This window comes from Pseudoalteromonas sp. MelDa3 (genome assembly GCF_002863625.1).
Lineage (GTDB): Bacteria > Pseudomonadota > Gammaproteobacteria > Enterobacterales > Alteromonadaceae > Pseudoalteromonas > Pseudoalteromonas arctica.
The window spans coordinates 1-19,100 of record NZ_PJBR01000025.1 but is presented as its reverse complement, the minus strand read 5'-3'; the positions used below and the strand labels follow the sequence as shown (position 1 = coordinate 19,100).

Annotated in this window: 18 protein-coding genes and 1 pseudogene; 10 read left to right on the top strand and 9 right to left on the bottom strand. The window is 41.5% G+C overall.

All coding sequences use genetic code 11. The features are described from left to right. The first annotated feature begins 23 nt into the window (after window positions 1–23). The 3 genes from prpC to prpF all read left to right on the top strand — a co-directional run bounded on the left by prpC (window position 24) and on the right by prpF (window position 5,064). On the top strand, window positions 24–1,148 hold the full coding sequence (gene prpC, locus CXF89_RS07305) for a bifunctional 2-methylcitrate synthase/citrate synthase (RefSeq protein WP_121954223.1): 1,125 nt from the start codon (window positions 24–26) through the stop codon (window positions 1,146–1,148). Between the two features lie 128 nt (window positions 1,149–1,276). Beyond that, window positions 1,277–3,886 carry a Fe/S-dependent 2-methylisocitrate dehydratase AcnD gene (gene acnD, locus CXF89_RS07300; protein ID WP_121954222.1) on the top strand — a complete coding sequence of 870 codons (2,610 nt, stop codon included), beginning with the start codon at window positions 1,277–1,279 and terminating at the stop codon, window positions 3,884–3,886. A gap of 11 nt (window positions 3,887–3,897) precedes the next feature. Further along, entirely contained in the window at window positions 3,898–5,064 is a 1,167-nt protein-coding gene (gene prpF / locus CXF89_RS07295) for a 2-methylaconitate cis-trans isomerase PrpF (protein WP_121954221.1), read from the top strand. A gap of 116 nt (window positions 5,065–5,180) precedes the next feature. Here the strand turns inward: prpF and CXF89_RS07290 are convergent, their stop codons facing one another. Both CXF89_RS07290 and CXF89_RS07285 read right to left on the bottom strand, forming a co-directional pair. After that, on the bottom strand, window positions 5,181–5,822 hold the full coding sequence (locus CXF89_RS07290; RefSeq protein ID WP_121954220.1) for a CPBP family intramembrane glutamic endopeptidase: 642 nt from the start codon (window positions 5,820–5,822) through the stop codon (window positions 5,181–5,183). Window positions 5,823–5,887: 65 nt separating this feature from the next. After that, complete coding sequence (locus tag CXF89_RS07285; protein WP_121954219.1) at window positions 5,888–6,463, bottom strand: inner membrane-spanning protein YciB; 576 nt, start codon at window positions 6,461–6,463, stop codon at window positions 5,888–5,890. 191 nt (window positions 6,464–6,654) lie between these two features. Here CXF89_RS07285 and CXF89_RS07280 point away from each other — a divergent pair, with 191 nt between their 5' ends. After that, on the top strand, window positions 6,655–6,924 hold the full coding sequence (locus CXF89_RS07280) for an HU family DNA-binding protein (protein WP_007375441.1): 270 nt from the start codon (window positions 6,655–6,657) through the stop codon (window positions 6,922–6,924). A 464-nt stretch (window positions 6,925–7,388) separates the two neighbouring features. After that, complete coding sequence (locus CXF89_RS07275; RefSeq protein WP_007582489.1) at window positions 7,389–7,967, top strand: type 1 glutamine amidotransferase domain-containing protein; 579 nt, start codon at window positions 7,389–7,391, stop codon at window positions 7,965–7,967. Window positions 7,968–8,077: 110 nt separating this feature from the next. On the opposite strand, the gene trpA is transcribed toward CXF89_RS07275, so the two are convergent. From trpA to CXF89_RS07245, 6 genes are read right to left on the bottom strand one after another with little or no spacing between them, the layout of a single operon-like run. After that, window positions 8,078–8,899, bottom strand: coding sequence for a tryptophan synthase subunit alpha (gene trpA, locus CXF89_RS07270; RefSeq protein ID WP_121954218.1), 822 nt, complete (start codon window positions 8,897–8,899; stop codon window positions 8,078–8,080). Beyond that, window positions 8,896–10,080, bottom strand: coding sequence for a tryptophan synthase subunit beta (gene trpB, locus CXF89_RS07265; RefSeq protein ID WP_010554212.1), 1,185 nt, complete (start codon window positions 10,078–10,080; stop codon window positions 8,896–8,898). Before trpB ends, trpA begins: the two co-directional genes overlap by 4 nt. Before the next feature lie 7 nt (window positions 10,081–10,087). After that, window positions 10,088–11,452, bottom strand: a complete 1,365-nt coding sequence (trpCF, locus tag CXF89_RS07260) for a bifunctional indole-3-glycerol-phosphate synthase TrpC/phosphoribosylanthranilate isomerase TrpF (RefSeq protein WP_121954217.1) — start codon at window positions 11,450–11,452, stop codon at window positions 10,088–10,090. Next, window positions 11,445–12,482 carry an anthranilate phosphoribosyltransferase gene (gene trpD, locus CXF89_RS07255; protein WP_101216721.1) on the bottom strand — a complete coding sequence of 346 codons (1,038 nt, stop codon included), beginning with the start codon at window positions 12,480–12,482 and terminating at the stop codon, window positions 11,445–11,447. Before trpD ends, trpCF begins: the two co-directional genes overlap by 8 nt. An 11-nt stretch (window positions 12,483–12,493) precedes the next feature. Beyond that, the gene (locus tag CXF89_RS07250; protein WP_007582498.1) at window positions 12,494–13,096 is read right to left on the bottom strand and encodes an aminodeoxychorismate/anthranilate synthase component II; all 603 of its coding nucleotides are present in this window, start codon (window positions 13,094–13,096) and stop codon (window positions 12,494–12,496) included. A 1-nt stretch (window position 13,097) separates the two neighbouring features. Then, a complete protein-coding gene (locus tag CXF89_RS07245) occupies window positions 13,098–14,666 on the bottom strand; it encodes an anthranilate synthase component 1 (RefSeq protein WP_007582499.1) in 1,569 nt (522 codons plus the stop codon). Window positions 14,667–15,130: 464 nt separating this feature from the next. On the opposite strand from CXF89_RS07245, the gene CXF89_RS07240 reads away from it, so the two are divergent. The 5 genes from CXF89_RS07240 (at window position 15,131) to CXF89_RS07220 (ending at window position 18,725) form a co-directional block, all read left to right on the top strand. After that, window positions 15,131–15,985: an RNase RNM gene (locus tag CXF89_RS07240; RefSeq protein ID WP_024590417.1), complete on the top strand. Its 855-nt coding sequence runs from the start codon at window positions 15,131–15,133 to the stop codon at window positions 15,983–15,985. Further along, window positions 15,982–16,602: an L-threonylcarbamoyladenylate synthase gene (locus CXF89_RS07235; protein ID WP_024590418.1), complete on the top strand. Its 621-nt coding sequence runs from the start codon at window positions 15,982–15,984 to the stop codon at window positions 16,600–16,602. Before CXF89_RS07240 ends, CXF89_RS07235 begins: the two co-directional genes overlap by 4 nt. A 6-nt stretch (window positions 16,603–16,608) precedes the next feature. Further along, the gene (locus tag CXF89_RS07230) at window positions 16,609–17,445 is read left to right on the top strand and encodes a segregation and condensation protein A (RefSeq protein WP_101163607.1); all 837 of its coding nucleotides are present in this window, start codon (window positions 16,609–16,611) and stop codon (window positions 17,443–17,445) included. A gap of 145 nt (window positions 17,446–17,590) precedes the next feature. After that, window positions 17,591–18,142, top strand: a complete 552-nt coding sequence (locus CXF89_RS07225) for a cytochrome b (protein ID WP_002961572.1) — start codon at window positions 17,591–17,593, stop codon at window positions 18,140–18,142. A 1-nt stretch (window position 18,143) separates the two neighbouring features. Then, window positions 18,144–18,725 carry a YceI family protein gene (locus CXF89_RS07220; protein ID WP_007582505.1) on the top strand — a complete coding sequence of 194 codons (582 nt, stop codon included), beginning with the start codon at window positions 18,144–18,146 and terminating at the stop codon, window positions 18,723–18,725. A gap of 84 nt (window positions 18,726–18,809) precedes the next feature. Here the strand turns inward: CXF89_RS07220 and CXF89_RS07215 are convergent. Continuing rightward, a pseudogene (locus CXF89_RS07215) lies at window positions 18,810–19,100 on the bottom strand (hypothetical protein); the annotation flags it as partial.

Below are 19,100 nucleotides of genomic sequence, written 5' to 3'. Positions count from 1 at the left end.
CAAATTTAAGATAGGAGAAGATCATGGTAGATAAAGCATTAGGCGGCGCGGGTTTACGCGGACAAGTGGCTGGTCAAACAGCATTGTGTACTGTTGGACAAAGTGGTTCTGGTTTAACGTATTGTGGTTACGATATTAGCGAACTTGCCGAAAAAGCGCAGTTTGAAGAAGTGTCTTTTTTACTTTCACGCGGTGAGTTACCTACAACCAGTGAACTGGCTGAGTATAAAGCTAAACTTAAAAGCTTACGCGGCTTACCAGATGCACTTAGAACCGTGCTTGAAAATATTCCTAAAGACGCGCATCCAATGGATGTAATGCGCACGGGCTGCTCAATGTTGGGTAACCTTGAAATGGAGCTTGATTTTAACCAAGCCAATGATGCAATCGACCGTATGGTTGCTGTGTTCCCAAGTATTATTTGTTACTGGTACCGCTTTACACACGATGGCGTACGCATTGAAACACAAACTGATGACGACTCTGTTGGCGCACATTTTTTAACACTGTTACATGACAAAGCACCTAGTGATTTATTTGCACAAGTGATGAATGTATCACTAATTTTATACGCAGAGCATGAGTTTAATGCTTCTACATTTGCGGGTCGTGTGTGTGCATCAACGCTTTCTGATATTCACTCTTGTGTAACAGGTGCGATTGGTACGCTGCGTGGCCCACTTCATGGTGGTGCTAACGAAGCAGCTATGGATATGATTCAAGGTTTTACAAGTGCTGAGCATGCTGAGAAAGAAATTATGGGCATGCTTGAACGTAAAGACAAAATAATGGGCTTTGGTCACGCGATTTATCGCGAGTCTGATCCACGCAATGTAATTATTAAAAAATGGTCTGAAAAACTAGCGGCAGAGGTAGGCGATACCGTGCTTTACCCTGTGTCTGTTCGTTGTGAAGAGATTATGTGGCGCGAGAAAAAACTGTTTTGTAATGCCGATTTTTTCCATGCATCTGCTTATCACTTTATGGATATTCCGACTAAATTATTTACGCCTATATTTGTAATGAGCCGTGTTACTGGTTGGACTGCGCATGTAAAAGAGCAACGCGCTAACAACCGTATTATCCGCCCAAGTGCCGATTACACAGGCCCTGATGCACGTAGTTACACACCAATAGAGTCACGTTAAAAATGAGTGAGCACGCATGTGCTCACTTTTTTATTGCACATAGCCACTAGCGAGCAGTTTTTCTCAAACTTTTCATTAAATACGCTAGCTGTGAGCAAACACCGTCACCAAATTAGCGAACCCTTACCATGACCATAATTAATAACACCCAATACCGTAAACCCTTACCAGGCTCAAATGTCGACTACTACGATACGCAAGAAGCCGTAGATGCAATTAAGCCAGGTGCATACGCCACGCTACCTTATTCATCACGTGTATTTGCCGAAAACCTAGTACGCCGATGCGACCCTGCCATGTTAACCGATGCACTTAATCAGCTAATTGAGCGCAAACAAGACTTGGATTTCCCGTGGTATCCGGCGCGCGTAGTATGCCACGATATTTTAGGGCAAACAGCGCTTGTTGATTTAGCAGGTTTGCGTGATGCAATTGCAGCTAAAGGCGGCGACCCCGCAAAAGTGAATCCGGTAGTACCTACGCAGCTAATTGTTGATCATTCGTTAGCGGTAGAGCATGCCGGTTTTGATCCTGACGCATTTGAAAAAAATCGCGCCATTGAAGACAGACGAAATGACGACCGTTTTCACTTTATAAACTGGACAAAAACTGCGTTTAAAAATATTGACGTTATTCCACCGGGTAACGGAATTATGCATCAAATTAATCTTGAAAAAATGTCGCCGGTTATTCAAAATCGAGATGGCATTGCATTTCCCGATACCTTAGTTGGTACCGACAGCCACACGCCACATGTCGATGCGCTGGGCGTTATTGCTGTGGGTGTAGGTGGGCTTGAAGCTGAAAGCGTAATGCTTGGCCGTGCTTCTTATATTCGCTTACCTGATATTGTTGGTGTTGAGCTAACAGGTAAGCGCCAACCCGGTATTACCGCTACCGATATTGTGTTGGCTATTACTGAATTCTTACGTGAGCAACGTGTTGTTTCTACTTATTTAGAGTTTTACGGTGAAGGTGCCGACGCGCTTACTCTTGGCGACAGAGCAACCATTTCGAACATGACGCCTGAATTTGGCGCAACTGCAGCCATGTTTTATATTGATGATAAAACAATAGATTACTTACGTTTAACAGGCCGTGAAGAAGAACAAATTGCCCTTGTAGAAAACTACGCAAAAACAGCAGGCCTTTGGAGCGATAGCTTAAAAACCGCAAAATATGAGCGTGTGCTTAAGTTTGATTTATCAAGCGTGGGGCGCAATATTGCGGGTCCATCTAATCCACACCGCCGCGTATCGACAAGCGATTTAGCTAAAGAAGGTATTTCGGGTGTTGTTGAAAATGAAGAAGGCTTAATGCCAGACGGCGCATGTATTATTGCCGCGATTACTAGCTGTACTAATACTAGTAATCCACGCAATGTAATTGCCGCTGCACTCCTTGCCCGTAACGCAAATGCTAAGGGTTTAATGCGCAAACCTTGGGTTAAAACCTCATTAGCACCAGGCTCAAAAGCAGTGCAATCATACCTTGAAGATGCAAACCTACTAACAGAGCTTGAGCAACTTGGCTTTGGCATTGTTGGTTTTGCGTGTACTACCTGTAATGGTATGAGCGGGGCGCTTGACCCTGTTATTCAAAAAGAAGTAATTGATCGCGATTTATACACTACAGCGGTGCTTTCGGGCAATCGTAACTTTGATGGACGAATTCACCCTTATGCTAAGCAAGCATTTTTAGCGTCACCTCCTTTAGTTGTTGCGTACGCCATTGCAGGTACTATTCGCTTTGATATTGAAAAAGGGATACTAGGGCAAGATCAACAAGGCAACGATATTACGCTTAAAGATTTATGGCCGTCTGACGAAGAGATTGATGCAGTAATTAAGCAAAGCGTTAAGCCAGAGCAATTTAGAAAAGTGTACGAGCCAATGTTTAATTTAACCGTAGATTACGGTGAAGATAACGACCCACTTTACTACTGGCGCCCAGAAAGTACGTACATTCGTCGCCCTCCTTATTGGGAAGGTGCACTTGCGGGTGAGCGCACAATGACCGGTATGCGTGCGCTTGCTGTACTTGGCGATAACATTACAACGGATCATTTATCGCCATCAAACGCAATTATGGCAAGCAGCGCTGCTGGCGAATACCTGACCAAAATGAACGTCCCAGAGGAAGACTACAACTCGTACGCAACGCACCGGGGCGATCATTTAACAGCGCAGCGCGCAACCTTTGCCAATCCAAAACTACTTAATGAAATGGTACTGGATGAAAACGGCAACGTTAAACAAGGTTCTTACGCACGCTTAGAACCACAAGGCACTAATACCCGTATGTGGGAAGCAATCGAAGCCTACATGGAGCGTAAACAACCGCTTATTATTGTAGCCGGTGCCGATTACGGCCAAGGTTCGTCGCGCGATTGGGCTGCAAAAGGCGTAAGACTTGCAGGCGTTGAAGTAATAGCAGCTGAGGGCTTTGAGCGTATTCACCGCACTAACCTAATTGGTATGGGTGTTTTACCGCTTGAGTTTAAAGCAGGCACAACGCGTAAAACTCTACAGCTGGATGGCAGCGAAACGTACGATGTAGCAGGCGATTTAAAACCAGGTGCCACCGTTAATTTAAGTATTACTCGTAAAGACGGTGAAGTACTCACTGTGCCTATGAAGTGCCGTATCGATACCCAAGAAGAGCTTTCTATTTACGCGGCTGGTGGTGTGTTACAACGCTTTGCACAAGACTTTTTAGAAGCAGCACAATCTGCATAAGGGCAAGCATTATGTTTAAACCGCAGATTAAAGTGCCTGCAACCTATATGCGTGGCGGCACCAGTAAAGGTGTGTTTTTTAATTTAACTGATTTGCCAAAGCCTGCTCAAGTAGCAGGCGAGGCGCGGGATAATTTATTACTGCGTGTTATTGGCAGCCCCGATCCGTATGCTAAGCAAACGGATGGCATGGGTGGTGCTACATCAAGTACCAGTAAAACTGTAATTTTAAGTAAAAGTGAGCAAACTGACCACGATGTAGATTATTTATTTGGTCAAGTGGCGATAGATAAACCTTTTGTAGATTGGAGCGGTAACTGCGGTAACTTAACCTCAGCAGTGGGTGCTTTTGCCATTAGTAATGGTTTGGTCGATAAAAGCAGAGTACCCGATAACGGTGTTGCTATCGTGCGTGTGTGGCAGGCTAATATTAAAAAAAGCATATTAGTGCATGTCCCCATGACAAATGGCGAAGTACAAGAAACCGGCGACTTTGAGCTCGATGGCGTTACATTTGCAGCAGCTGAAGTAAAACTTGAATTTATTGACCCCGCTGATGGCGATGGCGCGTTATTTCCAACTGGTAATGTAGTTGATGATTTAGAAGTACCGGGTGTTGGTACTTTAAAAGCAACAATGATAAATGCAGGTATTCCTACCATATTTATTAACGCCACTGATATTGGTTATACCGGCACAGAGCTGCAAGACGATATAAATAACGATGTTGCAGCGCTTGAAAAGCTTGAAACCATTCGTGCTTATGGCGCTGTTAAAATGGGTTTAATCACTAACATTAGTGAAGCGCAAGCTCGCCAACATACGCCTAAGGTTGCGTTTGTTGCAGCGCCTTTAGATTATACAGCGTCTAGCGGTAAGCTTATTGAGGCTGCAAATATTAACTTACTCGTGCGCGCTATGTCGATGGGTAAGCTGCATCATGCCATGATGGGCACAGCTGCGGTTGCTATTGGCACTGCTGCCGCGATTGAAGGCACACTCGTTAATATAGCCGCAGGTGGCGGTGTATTGAGTGAAGTTAACTTTGGTCACCCGTCAGGTACGCTAAAAGTAGGTGCTGAAGCTAAAAATAATGCAGGCAACTGGCTAGTTACCAAAGCAAGTATGAGCCGAAGTGCACGGGTATTAATGGAAGGGGTTGTAAGAGTCCCTCAGTAGTTCCTCATTAATAACTATCGTACAGCCATCGCATAAGTATTGTGATTAATTTACAGCATCAAAATACTTATGCGCTTTGTGCTTTCATTATTGTCATAATTAATAACAAAACAGCACTAACTCATAGTGCCTGAATCAAGGTAGCTGCCGATCCCGAGTGTAAACATCCATATCCCCCATAAACTATGCTCAATAACACACACGACGGTTGAGCGGCTTTGTGCATAGGTATAGGCAAACAGTAAGCCACCTAAAAATGCTAAACCTACTGCAAACCAATTTGCATACACAATATGCGCTAACGCAAATACACTCGCACTAACTACAATACGCACTGCTTTTTGGGGCATGATGCGTTTATAACGATGAAAAAAATACGTTCTGAATATTAACTCTTGAGGAATAACCGACAGTATTGGGTAGAGTAGCAACAGTAAAAGCCAATCATTAAACGAGTTGCGGGGAAGGGTAAACCAGTTGCCCTGATGAATAATCCCGTAAAACATACCTGAGAACAGTGCACCTAAAAAAAAGAAGCTAAACACACGTTTTTTAACAGCAGAAAATTGCCCAAGGCTTGTAAGCCTAAAACGTTTAAAGTGGGGATCGCCCAGTAGCAACATACAACACACGCTCATTAAAATAATAAGCGCAGGAATAAGCCAGTTAGCTAAATACTCGCGTAATACAAAACCCAATAAGGGTAGTAACACAAAAATGAGGGTAAATTCAAACCAGCGATATTGATTGGCGTTCAAGGTCGTCTCAACTTGTTTTTTTAATAAACTATCAAGCTAAGACGACATTTTTATGACGAGGGGGCTTACTTTGCTGGTTCTTCTTCACTAGGGAGGTATTTGTACAAGGCAATAATAGTGGCAAAAATACTTACAAAGGTAATACCCATTAAACCAAACACTTTAAAATTAACCCAAAAGTCGAGCGAAAAATTATATGCAATATAAATGTTTAGTGCTGCGATGCCAGCAGTTATAGCAACCCACATTAGGTTAAGCTTATCCCATAATGGTTCTGGGACAACAATGGCTTGTTTTGTATCATTAGCATTTTCGAGGATTGAGCTAAGCGCTTTTTTAACGAGATTTTTCTTAAGTACATAACGGCTAACAAGTAACGTTAAGCTTAAACCTGCGTATATGAGTGTTGCTTTCCATTTTATGTATTGCTCATCATGAAGTACCAGCGTTAACGTACCAAACACAGCAGCAATGCCAAAAAATATCCACTGACGAGTAGGCACAGCTCCATGTTTAAAGTAGCTATAAGCAACTTGAATGAGCGTAGTGGCCATTAATAAACCGGTAGCCCAGTAAATATCGACTAGCTTAAAAACTGCAAAAAACAGTATGAGTGGGATGTATTCAATTAATGCGTGCATAGCTTACCTAAATTATACAAAAAAGAGTCAAAGGCTTTTTACCACATAAAGCTTAGCAACTACAAGGTTGACTTGTTGCCCTGTAACCCTTAGCCTGCGTGGCTTTATTGCCAATTTGGTTTGGTATTTTTTATATCATCATATTCCCACGCTTAACCAACACTGATTTGGCGTGTATTTAGGAGCCTAAAATGAATAAAGCAGAACTCGTTGCTGCCATTGCACACAAAAGTGAATTAACAAAAAAAGATTCTCAAGCGGCGCTTTCAAGCTTGCAAAAAGTAATTACTAAATCGCTTTCTGAGGGCGATCAGGTTCAAATTAATGGCTTTGGTACGTTCGCACTAAGTTACTACCCAGCGCGTACTGGGCGTAACCCGCAAACAGGTGCAGCAATTGAAATAGAAGGCGCTAATAAAGCGGTTTTTAAACCGGCTAAGGCGTTAAAAGATCTGCTTTAAATTTATTTAAGGTTTTAAACCCCGTATTGATAGATAAGTTACATGAGCGCGAAGTAAATTCGCACCTACGGGTATATGTTGTAGGTGAGGTTTTACACCTCGCGTTTGGTGACTTTAAATTATATGAGATGGAAATAAATTCGCACCTATGTAGATTATTCATAATCTCTAAATGATTTACATGGCATTATAAATCCCACAGACATTAAATCCTTAATTTTCAAGTGCTTGTTATCGGCACGCATTATGCTGTTTAACTGTGTGTTTCGAACATATTTTTAAACAATACCAGTCTGCTGATATATGGGGTCTATTGAACGTTAAGAAAATCACGCTAGAACAAGGCAAAAATTTTTCGTATTTAGTTGTTCTAAATGAAAGGTTTTTAACGACGTTATAGTGCGATTTAATTCGTTAAATTGCTCAAAGATTTATGCAGGTTGGTATAATATAAGGAGATCTCAATGAGTACATTACAAACAAGCACGCGTTTACAAGGCAAAAAAATTGCAATTTTAGCCACTGATGGGTTTGAGCAAAGTGAGCTTTTATCTCCACGCAGCGCATTACTTGATGCCGGTGCAAACATCGAAATAGTATCAATTAAAGAAGGCCAAATTACGGGCTGGGATGAAGACAAGTGGGGCGATAAAGTAACAGTAGATAAACTAGTCACAAACGCAGACCCCGCTGATTACGACGCGCTTATGCTACCTGGTGGTTTATTTAACCCAGACAGTTTACGCCAAGATAAAGATGCTAAAGCCTTTATTGATGGCTTTTTTGGCGCAGAAAAAAATAAACCCGTTGCTGCAATTTGCCATGCACCGTGGTTACTAGCTGAAATTAATAAACTGCGCGACCGTACTATTACCTCTTTTCCAAGTATTAAAAGCGACTTAATTAATGCAGGTGCCAATTGGGTTGACCAAGAAGTATGTGTAGATAAAGGCTTAGTAACGAGCCGAAGCCCCGCCGATTTAGAAGCATTTAATGCTAAATTTATTGAAGAGATTTTAGAGGGTAAACACCAAGCTCACTAATTTTCTTTTTTAAAACGTTTGGTTATTGATACAGCGTTTGATTTTAAAAAACAAAAAAGGGCATTTAAAATGCCCTTTTTTTAATGCGTATAAAACACGCCCTAGTTAGATTATAGCGATGTAGCTGCTTTCATATCGGCTACAAAAGCTTTTAGATGCGCGGTCATTACAGGTAAATCATTAAGGTTAGCTTCAATAATTTTAACTACAGCAGAGCCTGAAATAGCACCGGCTGCTCCTGCATTAAGAGCCGCTTTTACATCATCTGGCGTTGAAATACCAAACCCTAAAAGAGCAGGGGCTGCATGGTATTCTTTTAATTTAGTAACAATATTACCAGCAGGCATTTGTGCTTTAGTATCGGTACCGGTAACACCTGCGCGCGATAGTAAATACGTATAACCACGACCGTAAGAGGCACACTGGCGAAGTGTGTCGTCATCTGCATTTGGTGTTGCAATAAAAATTGGGTCTACACCGTTATCCATTGCTGACTTTCTAAACATTTTAGATTCATGCAGAGGCACATCAGCCACTAAAATTGAGTCTACGCCTACTGCTTTTGCATCTTTATAAAATGCTTCAATACCACGTTTAAACACAAGGTTTGAATACAATAATAAGCCAATTGGAATATCGGCATTATACTCACGTATTTCTTTAATAATATCAAAGCAATCTTGTGTATTAATGTGCACATCGAGGGCGCGAATATTAGCTTTTTGAATTACTGGACCATCTGCAATTGGGTCTGAAAACGGAATACCAAGTTCAAGCGCATCAGCGCCGCCGTCAATTAGACTTTTAATAATCGCAATACTTTGCTCTTTACCTGGGTCGCCAATCGTTACAAATGGTACAAACGCACCTTGTTTTTGCTCGTTAAGCGCTGCAAACATTTTGCCGTAACGATCCGTTTTTACTTGGCTCATAGCTGACCTCTTTCAGTTAGTACATTGTGAACGTGTGCTAAATCTTTATCGCCACGACCACTTAAATTAATCACTATAACACTTTCCTCGGTTAGCTCCTCTGCGTACTTAAGCGCATAAGCTAACGCATGGCTTGATTCAAGCGCCGGAATAATCCCTTCATTTTTAGCAAGCGACTGAAACGCATCAAGCGCTTCTGTATCGGTAATACCCACGTATTGAGCGCGACCAGTTTCGTGTAAAAATGCATGTTGAGGACCAACAGCTGGGTAATCAAGACCCGCTGATACAGAGTAAGACTCTTCAATTTGGCCATCATCATTTTGCATAATGTACGTATAAGTACCGTGCAATATGCCTTTTGTGCCTTTACAAATTGTTGCACCGTGCTCATTTGTATCAAGCCCTTTACCAGCAGGCTCAACACCAATTAATTTAACGCCTGGCTCGTCAATAAAGTCAGTAAACATACCAATTGCGTTTGAACCACCACCAACACAGGCAATAACAGCGTCAGGTAAACGACCTTCTGCTTTAAGTACTTGTTGCTTAGCTTCTTCACCAATAATTTTTTGATACTCGCGTACAATTGTTGGGAATGGGTGAGGACCCGCAGCTGTACCTAGTAGGTAATGTGCGTCTTGGTAATTTGCTGACCAGTCACGCAGCGCTTCATTTACTGCATCTTTTAATGTGCCAGAACCCGCTGTTACCGGAATAACTTCTGCGCCCATTAACTTCATTCTAAATACGTTAGGTTGCTGACGTTCAACGTCTTTTGCGCCCATATAAATACGACATTTTAAACCCAGTAAGGCACATGCAAGCGCTGTTGCAACACCGTGTTGACCGGCACCTGTTTCAGCAATAACTTGTTTTTTACCCATACGCTTAGTAAGTAACGCCTGACCAAGTACTTGGTTTGTTTTATGTGCGCCGCCGTGTAGTAAGTCTTCACGCTTTAGGTACAGTTTTACTTTTGGATTTTTAACTAAATTGCGCGTTAAAGTAAGTGGGGTAGGACGACCCGCATACTCGTTTAATAATTTACTTAGCTCTGCCTGAAACTCAGGATCTTTTTGTGCTTTGTTAAATTCATTTTCTAACTGCTTAAGCGCAGGGACAAGTAACTCGGGTACAAACATACCGCCAAACTCGCCAAAATAAGCTGGATTTTGCATTTTAACCTCAATAATTTCTGATGCTTGTGAAAGCATTATGTAACTTGTTAGGGCACTTTTTACCCGCAGATTCTTCAACGCCTGAGTTTAAGTCAAGGCCTAAGGCACCTTTAAAAAGCGCATCTTTAATATTGTCTGGATTTAAGCCTCCAGCGAGCATAAATGGTGTAGTTGCGCCGCTAAGCACCGACCAATCAAATGCTTTACCAGTACCGCCAGCTTGTGTATCACTGTGCGTATCGTAAAGGTGTCGATCAACCCCATTTACAGGCGTTGGCAATGCATCTTTTATTGCTTGGGCTTTCCAAATTTCGCAATTAGTTGGAAGTTGTGTACGCAGCGCAGCAATGTAATCGTCACTTTCTTGGCCATGTAATTGAACTGCCGCTAATTTTAGCACACTTGCGTATTGAGCAACTTGCTCAATGGGAGCATCTACAAATACACCAACAAAGTTAAGTGGTGCGCTTTGGCTCAGCTCTCTTGCACAATCTAAATCGACATAGCGAGGCGATTTAGGATGAAAAATTAAACCACCATAAACAGCACCGTTTTGATATGCCGCTTGTGCATCTTGGCTACGTGTTAAACCACATACTTTATTGTCGCCTAAAATAACACGGCGACATGCTTGCTCTAAATCACGCTCGCCCATAAGTGAGCTGCCAATTAAAAAGCCATCGCATAATGGAGCTAAACGTTTTACGTCTTGATGGGTGTAAATACCCGATTCCGAAATAACCACTTTATCAGCCGGAATAAGCTTTCGTAGTTTTTCAGTAGTGGCTAAATCGGTGCTTAAATCGCGTAAATCGCGGTTATTAATACCAATAATTTGTGCATCAAGCGCAAGTGCGCGGTGTACTTCTTCTTCATTACTTACTTCGGTTAAAACCGACATATTAAGTGAATCGGCAACAGCATGCAGTGCTTTATAGCTTTCGTCATCGAGTACCGAAAGCATCAGTAATATAGCGTCACCACCATAAATACGTGCCATATACACTTGGTACTCGTCTATAAAAAAGTCTTTACAGATAAGAGGTTGTTCTACTTGGCTGCGCACAAATTCGAGGTAGTCAAAGCTGCCTTGAAAATATTTAGCATCAGTTAACACACTCATGCATGTAGCATATTTTTTATAAACTGAAGTAATTTCAGTTAAATCAAAAGGCTCTCTAATTAACCCTTTTGAAGGCGATGCTTTTTTACACTCTAAAATAAACTGTGTGCCAGGTGCTGCAAGTTCTTTATAAAAGCTACGGCTTGTAGGCACTGCAAGATGCCTAAAGCTTTCAAGCGGGCGCGCAGCTTTTCTCTCAATTAGTTCTAATTTTTTATCAGCAACAATTTTGTCTAATACATTAGCCATTACTTACCTCAATAATTGCACTTAGTGTGTTCATGGCTTGCCCTGAACTTAATAATGTTTGTACTTGCTTTGCCCCTTCTTTTAACGTTTCTGCTTTACCTGTTAGGTATAAAAGGGCAGCTACGTTAACCACAATGGCAGCATTATGTGCATCTGTGCCTTTGCCTTGTAAGATGGCAAGGCTAGCATTTGCGTTGTATTGTGGGCCTTCACCAGCGAGTTGTTCAAGTGAATAGTTTGCAAGGTCAAAGTCGCTTGGGTTTAGTGTGTACTGTGTAAGCTCGCCATTATTTAGCTCAACTACCGTTGTTGGGCCGTGTAGGGCTATTTCGTCAGTGCCCGAGCCGTGAACAATCATAGCGCGCTTTGTGCCAAGGGTTTTAAGTGTTTGTGCCATTGGCATACACAACGCTTCGTTATAGACGCCGAGTAATTGCACTTCAGGTGCTGCAGGGTTAGCAAGCGGACCTAAAATATTAAAAATAGTGCGTGTTTTAAGCGATGTTCGTACGCCCATCGCATGGCGTACGCCACTGTGATAGTGCGGTGCAAACAAAAAGGTAAAATTGGTTTGCTCAAGACATTTTGCTGCTTGCTCTGGGCTCATATCTATATTAATGCCCAGGGCTTTGAGTAAATCGGCAGAGCCTGAATTACTCGATACACTGCGATTACCATGTTTTACCATGTTAATACCGGCAGCAGCGGCAACAATTGCAGCCGTTGTACTTATATTAATTGTGTTTGAACCATCGCCACCAGTGCCACAGCTATCGGCAAGTTGCGTACTGCTGGTAGTAAAAGCAACGGCGTTTTCGCGCATTGAGGCTGCAGCGCCTGCAATTTCGTCGCTTACTTCGCCTTTAATTTTAAGGCTTATAAGTAGGGCGGTTAGCTCAATTTCACTCATATTACCTTGCATTATTTCATCAAAAAGCGCTTTGGCGTCTGCGTAGCTTAATGATTGCCCCGTAATTAGTTGCTCAATCGCGTGTTGAACATTTATGGGTTGTTCTGGTTGTGTACTCATAATGTCCTCTTTTATTTAGCGCGTGTTAAGTAAGCGACACTTTGCTGAAGTAGCATCGCGCCGTTTGGCGTTAGTATTGATTCTGGATGAAACTGGTAACCCAATGCGTTGTCATCATGATGATAAATAGCCATAGGGATATCTTCGTACTGGGCAATAACCTCAATATTATCAGGCACTTTTGTTGCCATTAATGAATGGTAACGTGCCACAGGCATTGTATTGCCCATTCCATCAAATACAGGGTGCTCGCCTAAATTAATAATTGAAGACTTACCATGTACGGTTTCACCCGCGTGACCGATTACTCCACCGTAACTTTGTGTTAATGCTTGTTGGCCTAAACAAATGCCTAGCATTGGGAAGTGGCCTTTAGAGAGCTCAATAAGCTCCATTAAACAGCCCGCATCGCTTGGTGTGCCAGGACCAGGCGAAAGTACTAATAGCACTTGGCCTTGCTCTTGGCGCATTTTGTTAAAAATAACCTCAGCGCTAATGTTGTTTCTGTAAACAACCAGTTCGCAGCCAAGCATCGTAAGCTCATCAACAAGGTTATATGTAAATGAGTCAAAGTTATCTAAAAAATAGATTTTGATAGGATTCGCTTTACTCATTCTATACCGCCTTATACGTAGATTTTATGGCGGTGATAACCGCTTGTGCTTTAGCGCGAGTTTCGTTTGCTTCTGAAATAGGATCTGAGTCAAACACCACACCGGCACCTGCTTGCACATACGCTTTGTTATTTTTAACAAAAGCTGAGCGAATAACAATACAGCTATCCATTGCGCCATCACCGGTTAAGTAACCTACTGCGCCGCCATAGCTGCCACGGCGCTTACCTTCTGTTTGACGAACAAGCTCAGCAGCACGAACCTTTGGTGCACCAACAAGCGTGCCCATGTTCATACACGCTTGGTAAGCATGCAGTGCATCAAGCTCGGGTTTTAGTGTGCCAACAACGCGTGACACTAAATGCATTACTTGTGAATAGCGGTCTACTTTTAATAGCTCTTTGGCAAAACGAGTACCTGCAACACTAATGCGGGCTACGTCGTTACGGGCTAAATCGACAAGCATTAAATGCTCGGCGCGCTCTTTTTGATCGTTTCTAAGTTCAAGCTCAATGCGGCTGTCTAGGTCTGGATTTATTTGCCCATTAGCAAATTTGCCACGTGGGCGAGTGCCAGCAATTGGGTATACTTCAACTTGCTGAGATTGCACTGTGTATTTAAGTGCTGATTCAGGCGATGCGCCAAATAAAGCAAAGTCTTCATCGCGCATATAAAACATATACGGACTTGGATTTTGCTTTTTAAGCTGGCTATAAGCATGCAAAGCGTCAGGACAAGGTAGTGAAAATGTACGCGATGGCACTACCTGAAAAATATCACCGTCTACAATATTCTTTTTAAGCTTAACTACTTGCTCGCAGTAAGTGTCATCGTCTATATCAACGCTTACCTCACATTCGCCACTTTGCATATCTGCACTAAATTCTGAAGCGTTATCGCACAGTGTATTTAATCGCTCTAGCTCTTTACCTACTTCAAAGCAGTTAGCGTGTACGTCTGGGCCGTTAAATACATTACCAATGAGTTCGGTTGTTTGTTTTTGATGATCAATAACAACTAAGGTTTCGGCTAAATAAAATACGTAATCTGGGCAGGTATTTTCGCCATCAGGTACATCACTTAACTGCTCAAAGTTTGCTACCATATCGTAGGCAAATACACCGCCTAAAAATAACGAAAATGGATTGTTAGTTGTGCTTTTTATACTGTTAATACAAGTGCGCAGAGCGCTAAATGCATTATCTGCAATTAGTTTACTCGCTTCGTCAGTATCGCCGCTAGTGTCTAAATAACACAGGGTAAGTGTTGCGCCGTCTAAAGTAGCGTCACAGCTTTTAACATTTGCCTGCAAGTAGCTTAGAAGCTGTTGCCCATTATTAGATTGAGCAGTAATAGTAACTGTTTTACCTTGGCATACAATGCGCAGTGCACAGTCGACTAAAATTAAACTTTTTACACTGTCTTTAGAATCAATCTCAGCCGATTCAAGCAGTAGTGAGTTAGGCTTATCAAGTGCCGCGTATAATGCAAGAGGACTACTAATATAGTCGCGTACTTGCGTAATGCTTGTTACTTCGCCTGGTGTGGTAGTTATATGACTAAAAATCAAACCTCATTCCCTCAAAAAATTAAACCCCGCAATGCTTTAGCAATGCGGGGTTTGAATAACGATATCTAAATTACAAACAGATCATTACCGTCCCGCTATATCAGGCGCCACCACCAACGATGTGTAAGAGTAAGACCGTTATTCATGTTTTTCTGCCTCAAAATTTGTTAAATATTTTTAACGTATACGTTTCGTAAAATTTAGTTATAAAAAAACCCGCATAGTTGCGGGTTTTGAATTTTTGTTAGACACGACAATTCATCACCCGATAATTACGAGTGCCACCACCAAATAGTGTTTAAGTTTGAATTGATCATTATTGTTAATTCTTAATGTGTCTGAAAGTGGCTACAGTAAAACGTATCTTATGCTTTTGTGTCAAGTGTTTATTTAAAACAATTTAGTCAAAAAAGTTGTTATACTTACATAAACACCAGTAACCCTTAATTTTAAGCAGTTTTCTTTTGATAAAATATGATTTACATAGCCATACCACACATTCAGACGGGCGTTTAACGGTTGAAGAATTATTGCATCGCGCTGTTGATAAAAATATTGATGTGTTTGCTATTACCGATCATGACACTGTGGCGGCTATTAAGCCTGCGCAGCAATTTATTAAAACCGAAAACTTACCGCTTTCATTGATAACGGGTACCGAAGTGTCTACTAAATGGGAAAGCTTCGAAATTCATATTGTAGGTTTAAATATTGATATTAATAATATTGACCTTACCTCTTTATTATCAGCTCAGCAGCAAAAGCGAGAAGAGCGTGCACTAGAGATTGGTGTTCGCCTTGCAAAAAATGGCTTTGATGGCATTTACGAGCAAGCTAAAGAGCTGGCAAAAGACGCGCAAATAACGCGTGCACATTTTGCGCGCGCCCTTATTGAGCGCGGTGTTGCTAAAAATTTCCCGGGTGTTTTTAAAAAGTACTTAGGGCGTGGCAAAACAGGCTACGTACCAAGTTGCTGGTGCACCATGCAAACCGCTATTGAGGCCATACATGCCGCTGGTGGTGTTGCTGTACTAGCGCATCCAAGTAGCTATCAAATGTCAAACAAGTGGCTACGCAAATTATTAGTAGAATTTAAAAGTGTAGGAGGGGACGCAATGGAAGTTGCACAACCTCAACAGGCGCCAAGCGAACGTCAATTTTTAGGTGAACTCAGCCGTGAGTACGAACTACTTTGCTCGCAAGGGTCTGATTTTCATTTTCCGACAAGCTATTTAGAGCTTGGCAAAAATTTATACCTACCAAAAGACTGCCAAGGTGTTTGGCAAGCTTGGGAAGGAGAAGAAGGGGCATTAACATGAGTCAATTATTTCATATTCATCCTGATAACCCGCAACCGAGACTAATTAGTCAAGCCGTTGATATTATTAAACAAGGCGGCGTTGTTGTTTACCCAACAGATTCGGGCTACGCCATCGGTTGTAACATTGGTAATAAGCAAGCCAAAGAGCGCATAGAGCGTATTCGTGGTATTGAAAAAAACGATAATTTTACGCTAGTTTGCCGTGATTTATCGGAGCTATCTACTTACGCACGTGTAGATAATCAGCTATTTAGGTTAATAAAAAATAATACGCCAGGGCCATATACCTTTATTTTTAAAGGCACAAAAGAAGTCCCTAAACGTTTATTAAACGACAAGAAAAAAACCATTGGCATGCGTGTAATTGAGCACCCAATAGCTTGTGCGTTGCTCGCCGAACTTGGTGAGCCGTTAATGTCGTGCTCTTTAATTTTACCAGGTGAGCAGTTTACAGAATCAGATCCTGATGAAATATTAGAGCGATTAGATAAACACGTTGATTTAATTATTCACGGTGGCCACTTAGCCGAGCAAGCAACCACGGTAATCGATTTGTCGGAAGATGAAGTCAAGATTTTGCGTGTTGGCTGTGGTGATACAAGCCCGTTTGAGTAATAGCGAGTGAGCGAAAGCACTGCGAATACAAAAAATAGTGAAAAGCCAGTGCAGCAAAAGCTGCCACTGGCTTTTTTGCATGGTAAAGCGGTTGTAGACAAACCAGAAGATTTATACATTCCACCTGACGCGCTCGAAATAATATTAGAAACCTTTGAAGGCCCGCTCGATTTACTGCTCTATTTAATTAAAAAGCATAAGCTTGATGTACTCGAACTTTCTATTTTTAGTATTACAGAGCAGTACGTAAGTTATGTAGAAATGATGACCGAGTTTCAACTCGAACTTGCTGGCGAATATTTAGTAATGGCTGCGTTACTTGCGCAAATTAAGTCGCGCTTATTACTCCCTGTACACGAAGAGCTTGAAGAGGAAGAAGATCCTCGCGCAGAGCTTATTAAACGCCTGCAAGAGTATGAGCTGTTTAAACAAGCCGCCGAAAATCTCGACGATATTCCTCGTGTTGGTCGTGATATTTTTATAGCGCATGCCGCTATGCCAATAAGTGAAGATACAAGTCAAAATCTCCCCGATATTGAACTTAAAGACTTAATGCTGGCGCTGAGTGATGTAATGGCGCGAGCAAAAACGTTTGAGCATCATCAAATTACTGCTGAAGTACTCTCAACCCGAGAGAGAATGAGCCAAATATTACAGCAACTATCGCAAGCAAACTCGGCATTGGTATTTAATGCGCTTTTTACCCCAAATGAAGGGCGAAGTGGTGTAGTGGTTAGTTTTATAGCTATGCTTGAGCTCATTAAAGAAGGGCTTGTTACCTGTTTGCAAGTGAGCCCTGAGAGCTTAATTTATGTCAGCTTAAGCGAACAATCCACCCTATAAAACTATCTGTTTAATCCTCAACTTCTAAAACTAACTTTAATTATCAAAGTTCTGTGCGTATACGCACGTAAAGTGTTTGTAAATGTTATTTTCATTTATGGCTGTGCACTATATTGTAACGTCATAGCATTATAGGAAGTTACACATGTTTAAAAATACACCTTCATCTTACGGACTTGTCGCTATTATTTTACATTGGCTCATGGCGCTGACTATTTTTGGCCTGTTTGGTTTAGGTTTATATATGGTTGAGCTTACTTATTACGATAGCTGGTATAAAGGTTCACTCGATTTACATAAGAGTATTGGTATTACGCTTGTGGCCGTATTTTTATTTAGAATTTTATGGCGTGCTTTATCTACACAACCTAAACCATTAGGTGAGAGTAAAGGCATGAACCAATTAGCGCATACGGCGCATATTGCTATGTATATTATTTTGGCTGTTATTGTTGTTGCAGGGTATTTAATATCAACCGCAGACGGGCGTCCAATAGAAGTATTTACTTTATTTAATGTATCAGCGCTTGATTTTGCCTTTGATGACCAAGCCGATATTGCAGGAAAAGTACATTATTACGGCGCGTGCACATTAATCGGGTTTGCAGTATTGCATGCACTAGGGGCGTTAAAGCATCACTTTATCGATAAAGATAAAACCTTAATTAGAATGATCAAACCATTAAAGGATGATTAAAATGAAAAAATTATTAGTAAGCACAGCCGTTTCGGCTGCAATGATGTTATCGGCAACAGCCGCCAATGCAGCTGATTATGTAATTGATACAAAAGGCGGGCATGCATCTGTTAACTTTAAAATTAAACACTTAGGTTACAGCTGGTTATATGGTCGTTTTAATACTTTTGACGGCACATTTAGTTACGATGCTAAAAACCCTGATGCGTCAAAAATTATGGTAAACATTGATACCACAAGTCTTGACTCTAACCATGCAGAGCGCGATAAGCATTTACATGGTAAAGATTTTTTAAATGTAGATAAATACCCAAAAGCGACATTTAAAAGCACGAGTATTAAATTTGATGAAGACGGCGAAGAGGCTGATGTAACCGGTGAGTTTACGCTGCACGGCGTAACAAACACTATTACTTTTGAAATAGATAAAGTGGGCGAAGGTAAAGATCCGTGGGGCGGCTATCGCGTAGGTTTTGAGGGCGAAACCAGCCTTAAACTTACCGATTACGGTATTGATTACAACTTAGGACCTGCATCTACCCATGTTGATATTATTTTATCAATAGAAGGCGTTCGTCAGTAATACCATTATTAAATATATAAACGCCACTTACTGTGGCGTTTTTTTTGCTTAACAGAAACTCAAATTAAGCGACTTCGAATTTGCTTATTTTGCGCTATTAATACGTGATTTTAATAGAGGCCTTAAATGCTCGGGCAACCAGCGCATGAGTAAATCATTATAAGCCTGCATTTTTTTAATAACTTTAAGCTGCTCATTAAGAATAGCAATGTCTTTTGCGCCTTGCTCGTTTTTAGTACAACCAATAAAGCCATAACTGAGCGCTGGGGATTCGGTTAATGGACGCTGCGTTAAGTTCTCTTCAAAGTGCATTGATTTAGCTAAATAGTAATGCTCGCTTGGGTAACCCAGCAAAATATCAATTCGTTTTAGGTT

What these genes read in the sequence shown, in the direction of transcription:
- prpC (WP_121954223.1), top strand. Translation starts at nt 24, where the DNA reads ATGGTAGATAAAGCATTAGGCGGCGCGGGTTTACGCGGACAAGTGGCT.
- acnD (WP_121954222.1), top strand. Translation starts at nt 1,277, where the DNA reads ATGACCATAATTAATAACACCCAATACCGTAAACCCTTACCAGGCTCA.
- prpF (WP_121954221.1), top strand. Translation starts at nt 3,898, where the DNA reads ATGTTTAAACCGCAGATTAAAGTGCCTGCAACCTATATGCGTGGCGGC.
- CXF89_RS07285 (WP_121954219.1), bottom strand. Translation starts at nt 6,463, where the DNA reads ATGCACGCATTAATTGAATACATCCCACTCATACTGTTTTTTGCAGTT.
- CXF89_RS07280 (WP_007375441.1), top strand. Translation starts at nt 6,655, where the DNA reads ATGAATAAAGCAGAACTCGTTGCTGCCATTGCACACAAAAGTGAATTA.
- CXF89_RS07275 (WP_007582489.1), top strand. Translation starts at nt 7,389, where the DNA reads ATGAGTACATTACAAACAAGCACGCGTTTACAAGGCAAAAAAATTGCA.
- trpA (WP_121954218.1), bottom strand. Translation starts at nt 8,899, where the DNA reads ATGAGCCAAGTAAAAACGGATCGTTACGGCAAAATGTTTGCAGCGCTT.
- trpB (WP_010554212.1), bottom strand. Translation starts at nt 10,080, where the DNA reads ATGCAAAATCCAGCTTATTTTGGCGAGTTTGGCGGTATGTTTGTACCC.
- trpCF (WP_121954217.1), bottom strand. Translation starts at nt 11,452, where the DNA reads ATGGCTAATGTATTAGACAAAATTGTTGCTGATAAAAAATTAGAACTA.
- trpD (WP_101216721.1), bottom strand. Translation starts at nt 12,482, where the DNA reads ATGAGTACACAACCAGAACAACCCATAAATGTTCAACACGCGATTGAG.
- CXF89_RS07250 (WP_007582498.1), bottom strand. Translation starts at nt 13,096, where the DNA reads ATGAGTAAAGCGAATCCTATCAAAATCTATTTTTTAGATAACTTTGAC.
- CXF89_RS07235 (WP_024590418.1), top strand. Translation starts at nt 15,982, where the DNA reads ATGAGTCAATTATTTCATATTCATCCTGATAACCCGCAACCGAGACTA.
- CXF89_RS07225 (WP_002961572.1), top strand. Translation starts at nt 17,591, where the DNA reads ATGTTTAAAAATACACCTTCATCTTACGGACTTGTCGCTATTATTTTA.
- CXF89_RS07220 (WP_007582505.1), top strand. Translation starts at nt 18,144, where the DNA reads ATGAAAAAATTATTAGTAAGCACAGCCGTTTCGGCTGCAATGATGTTA.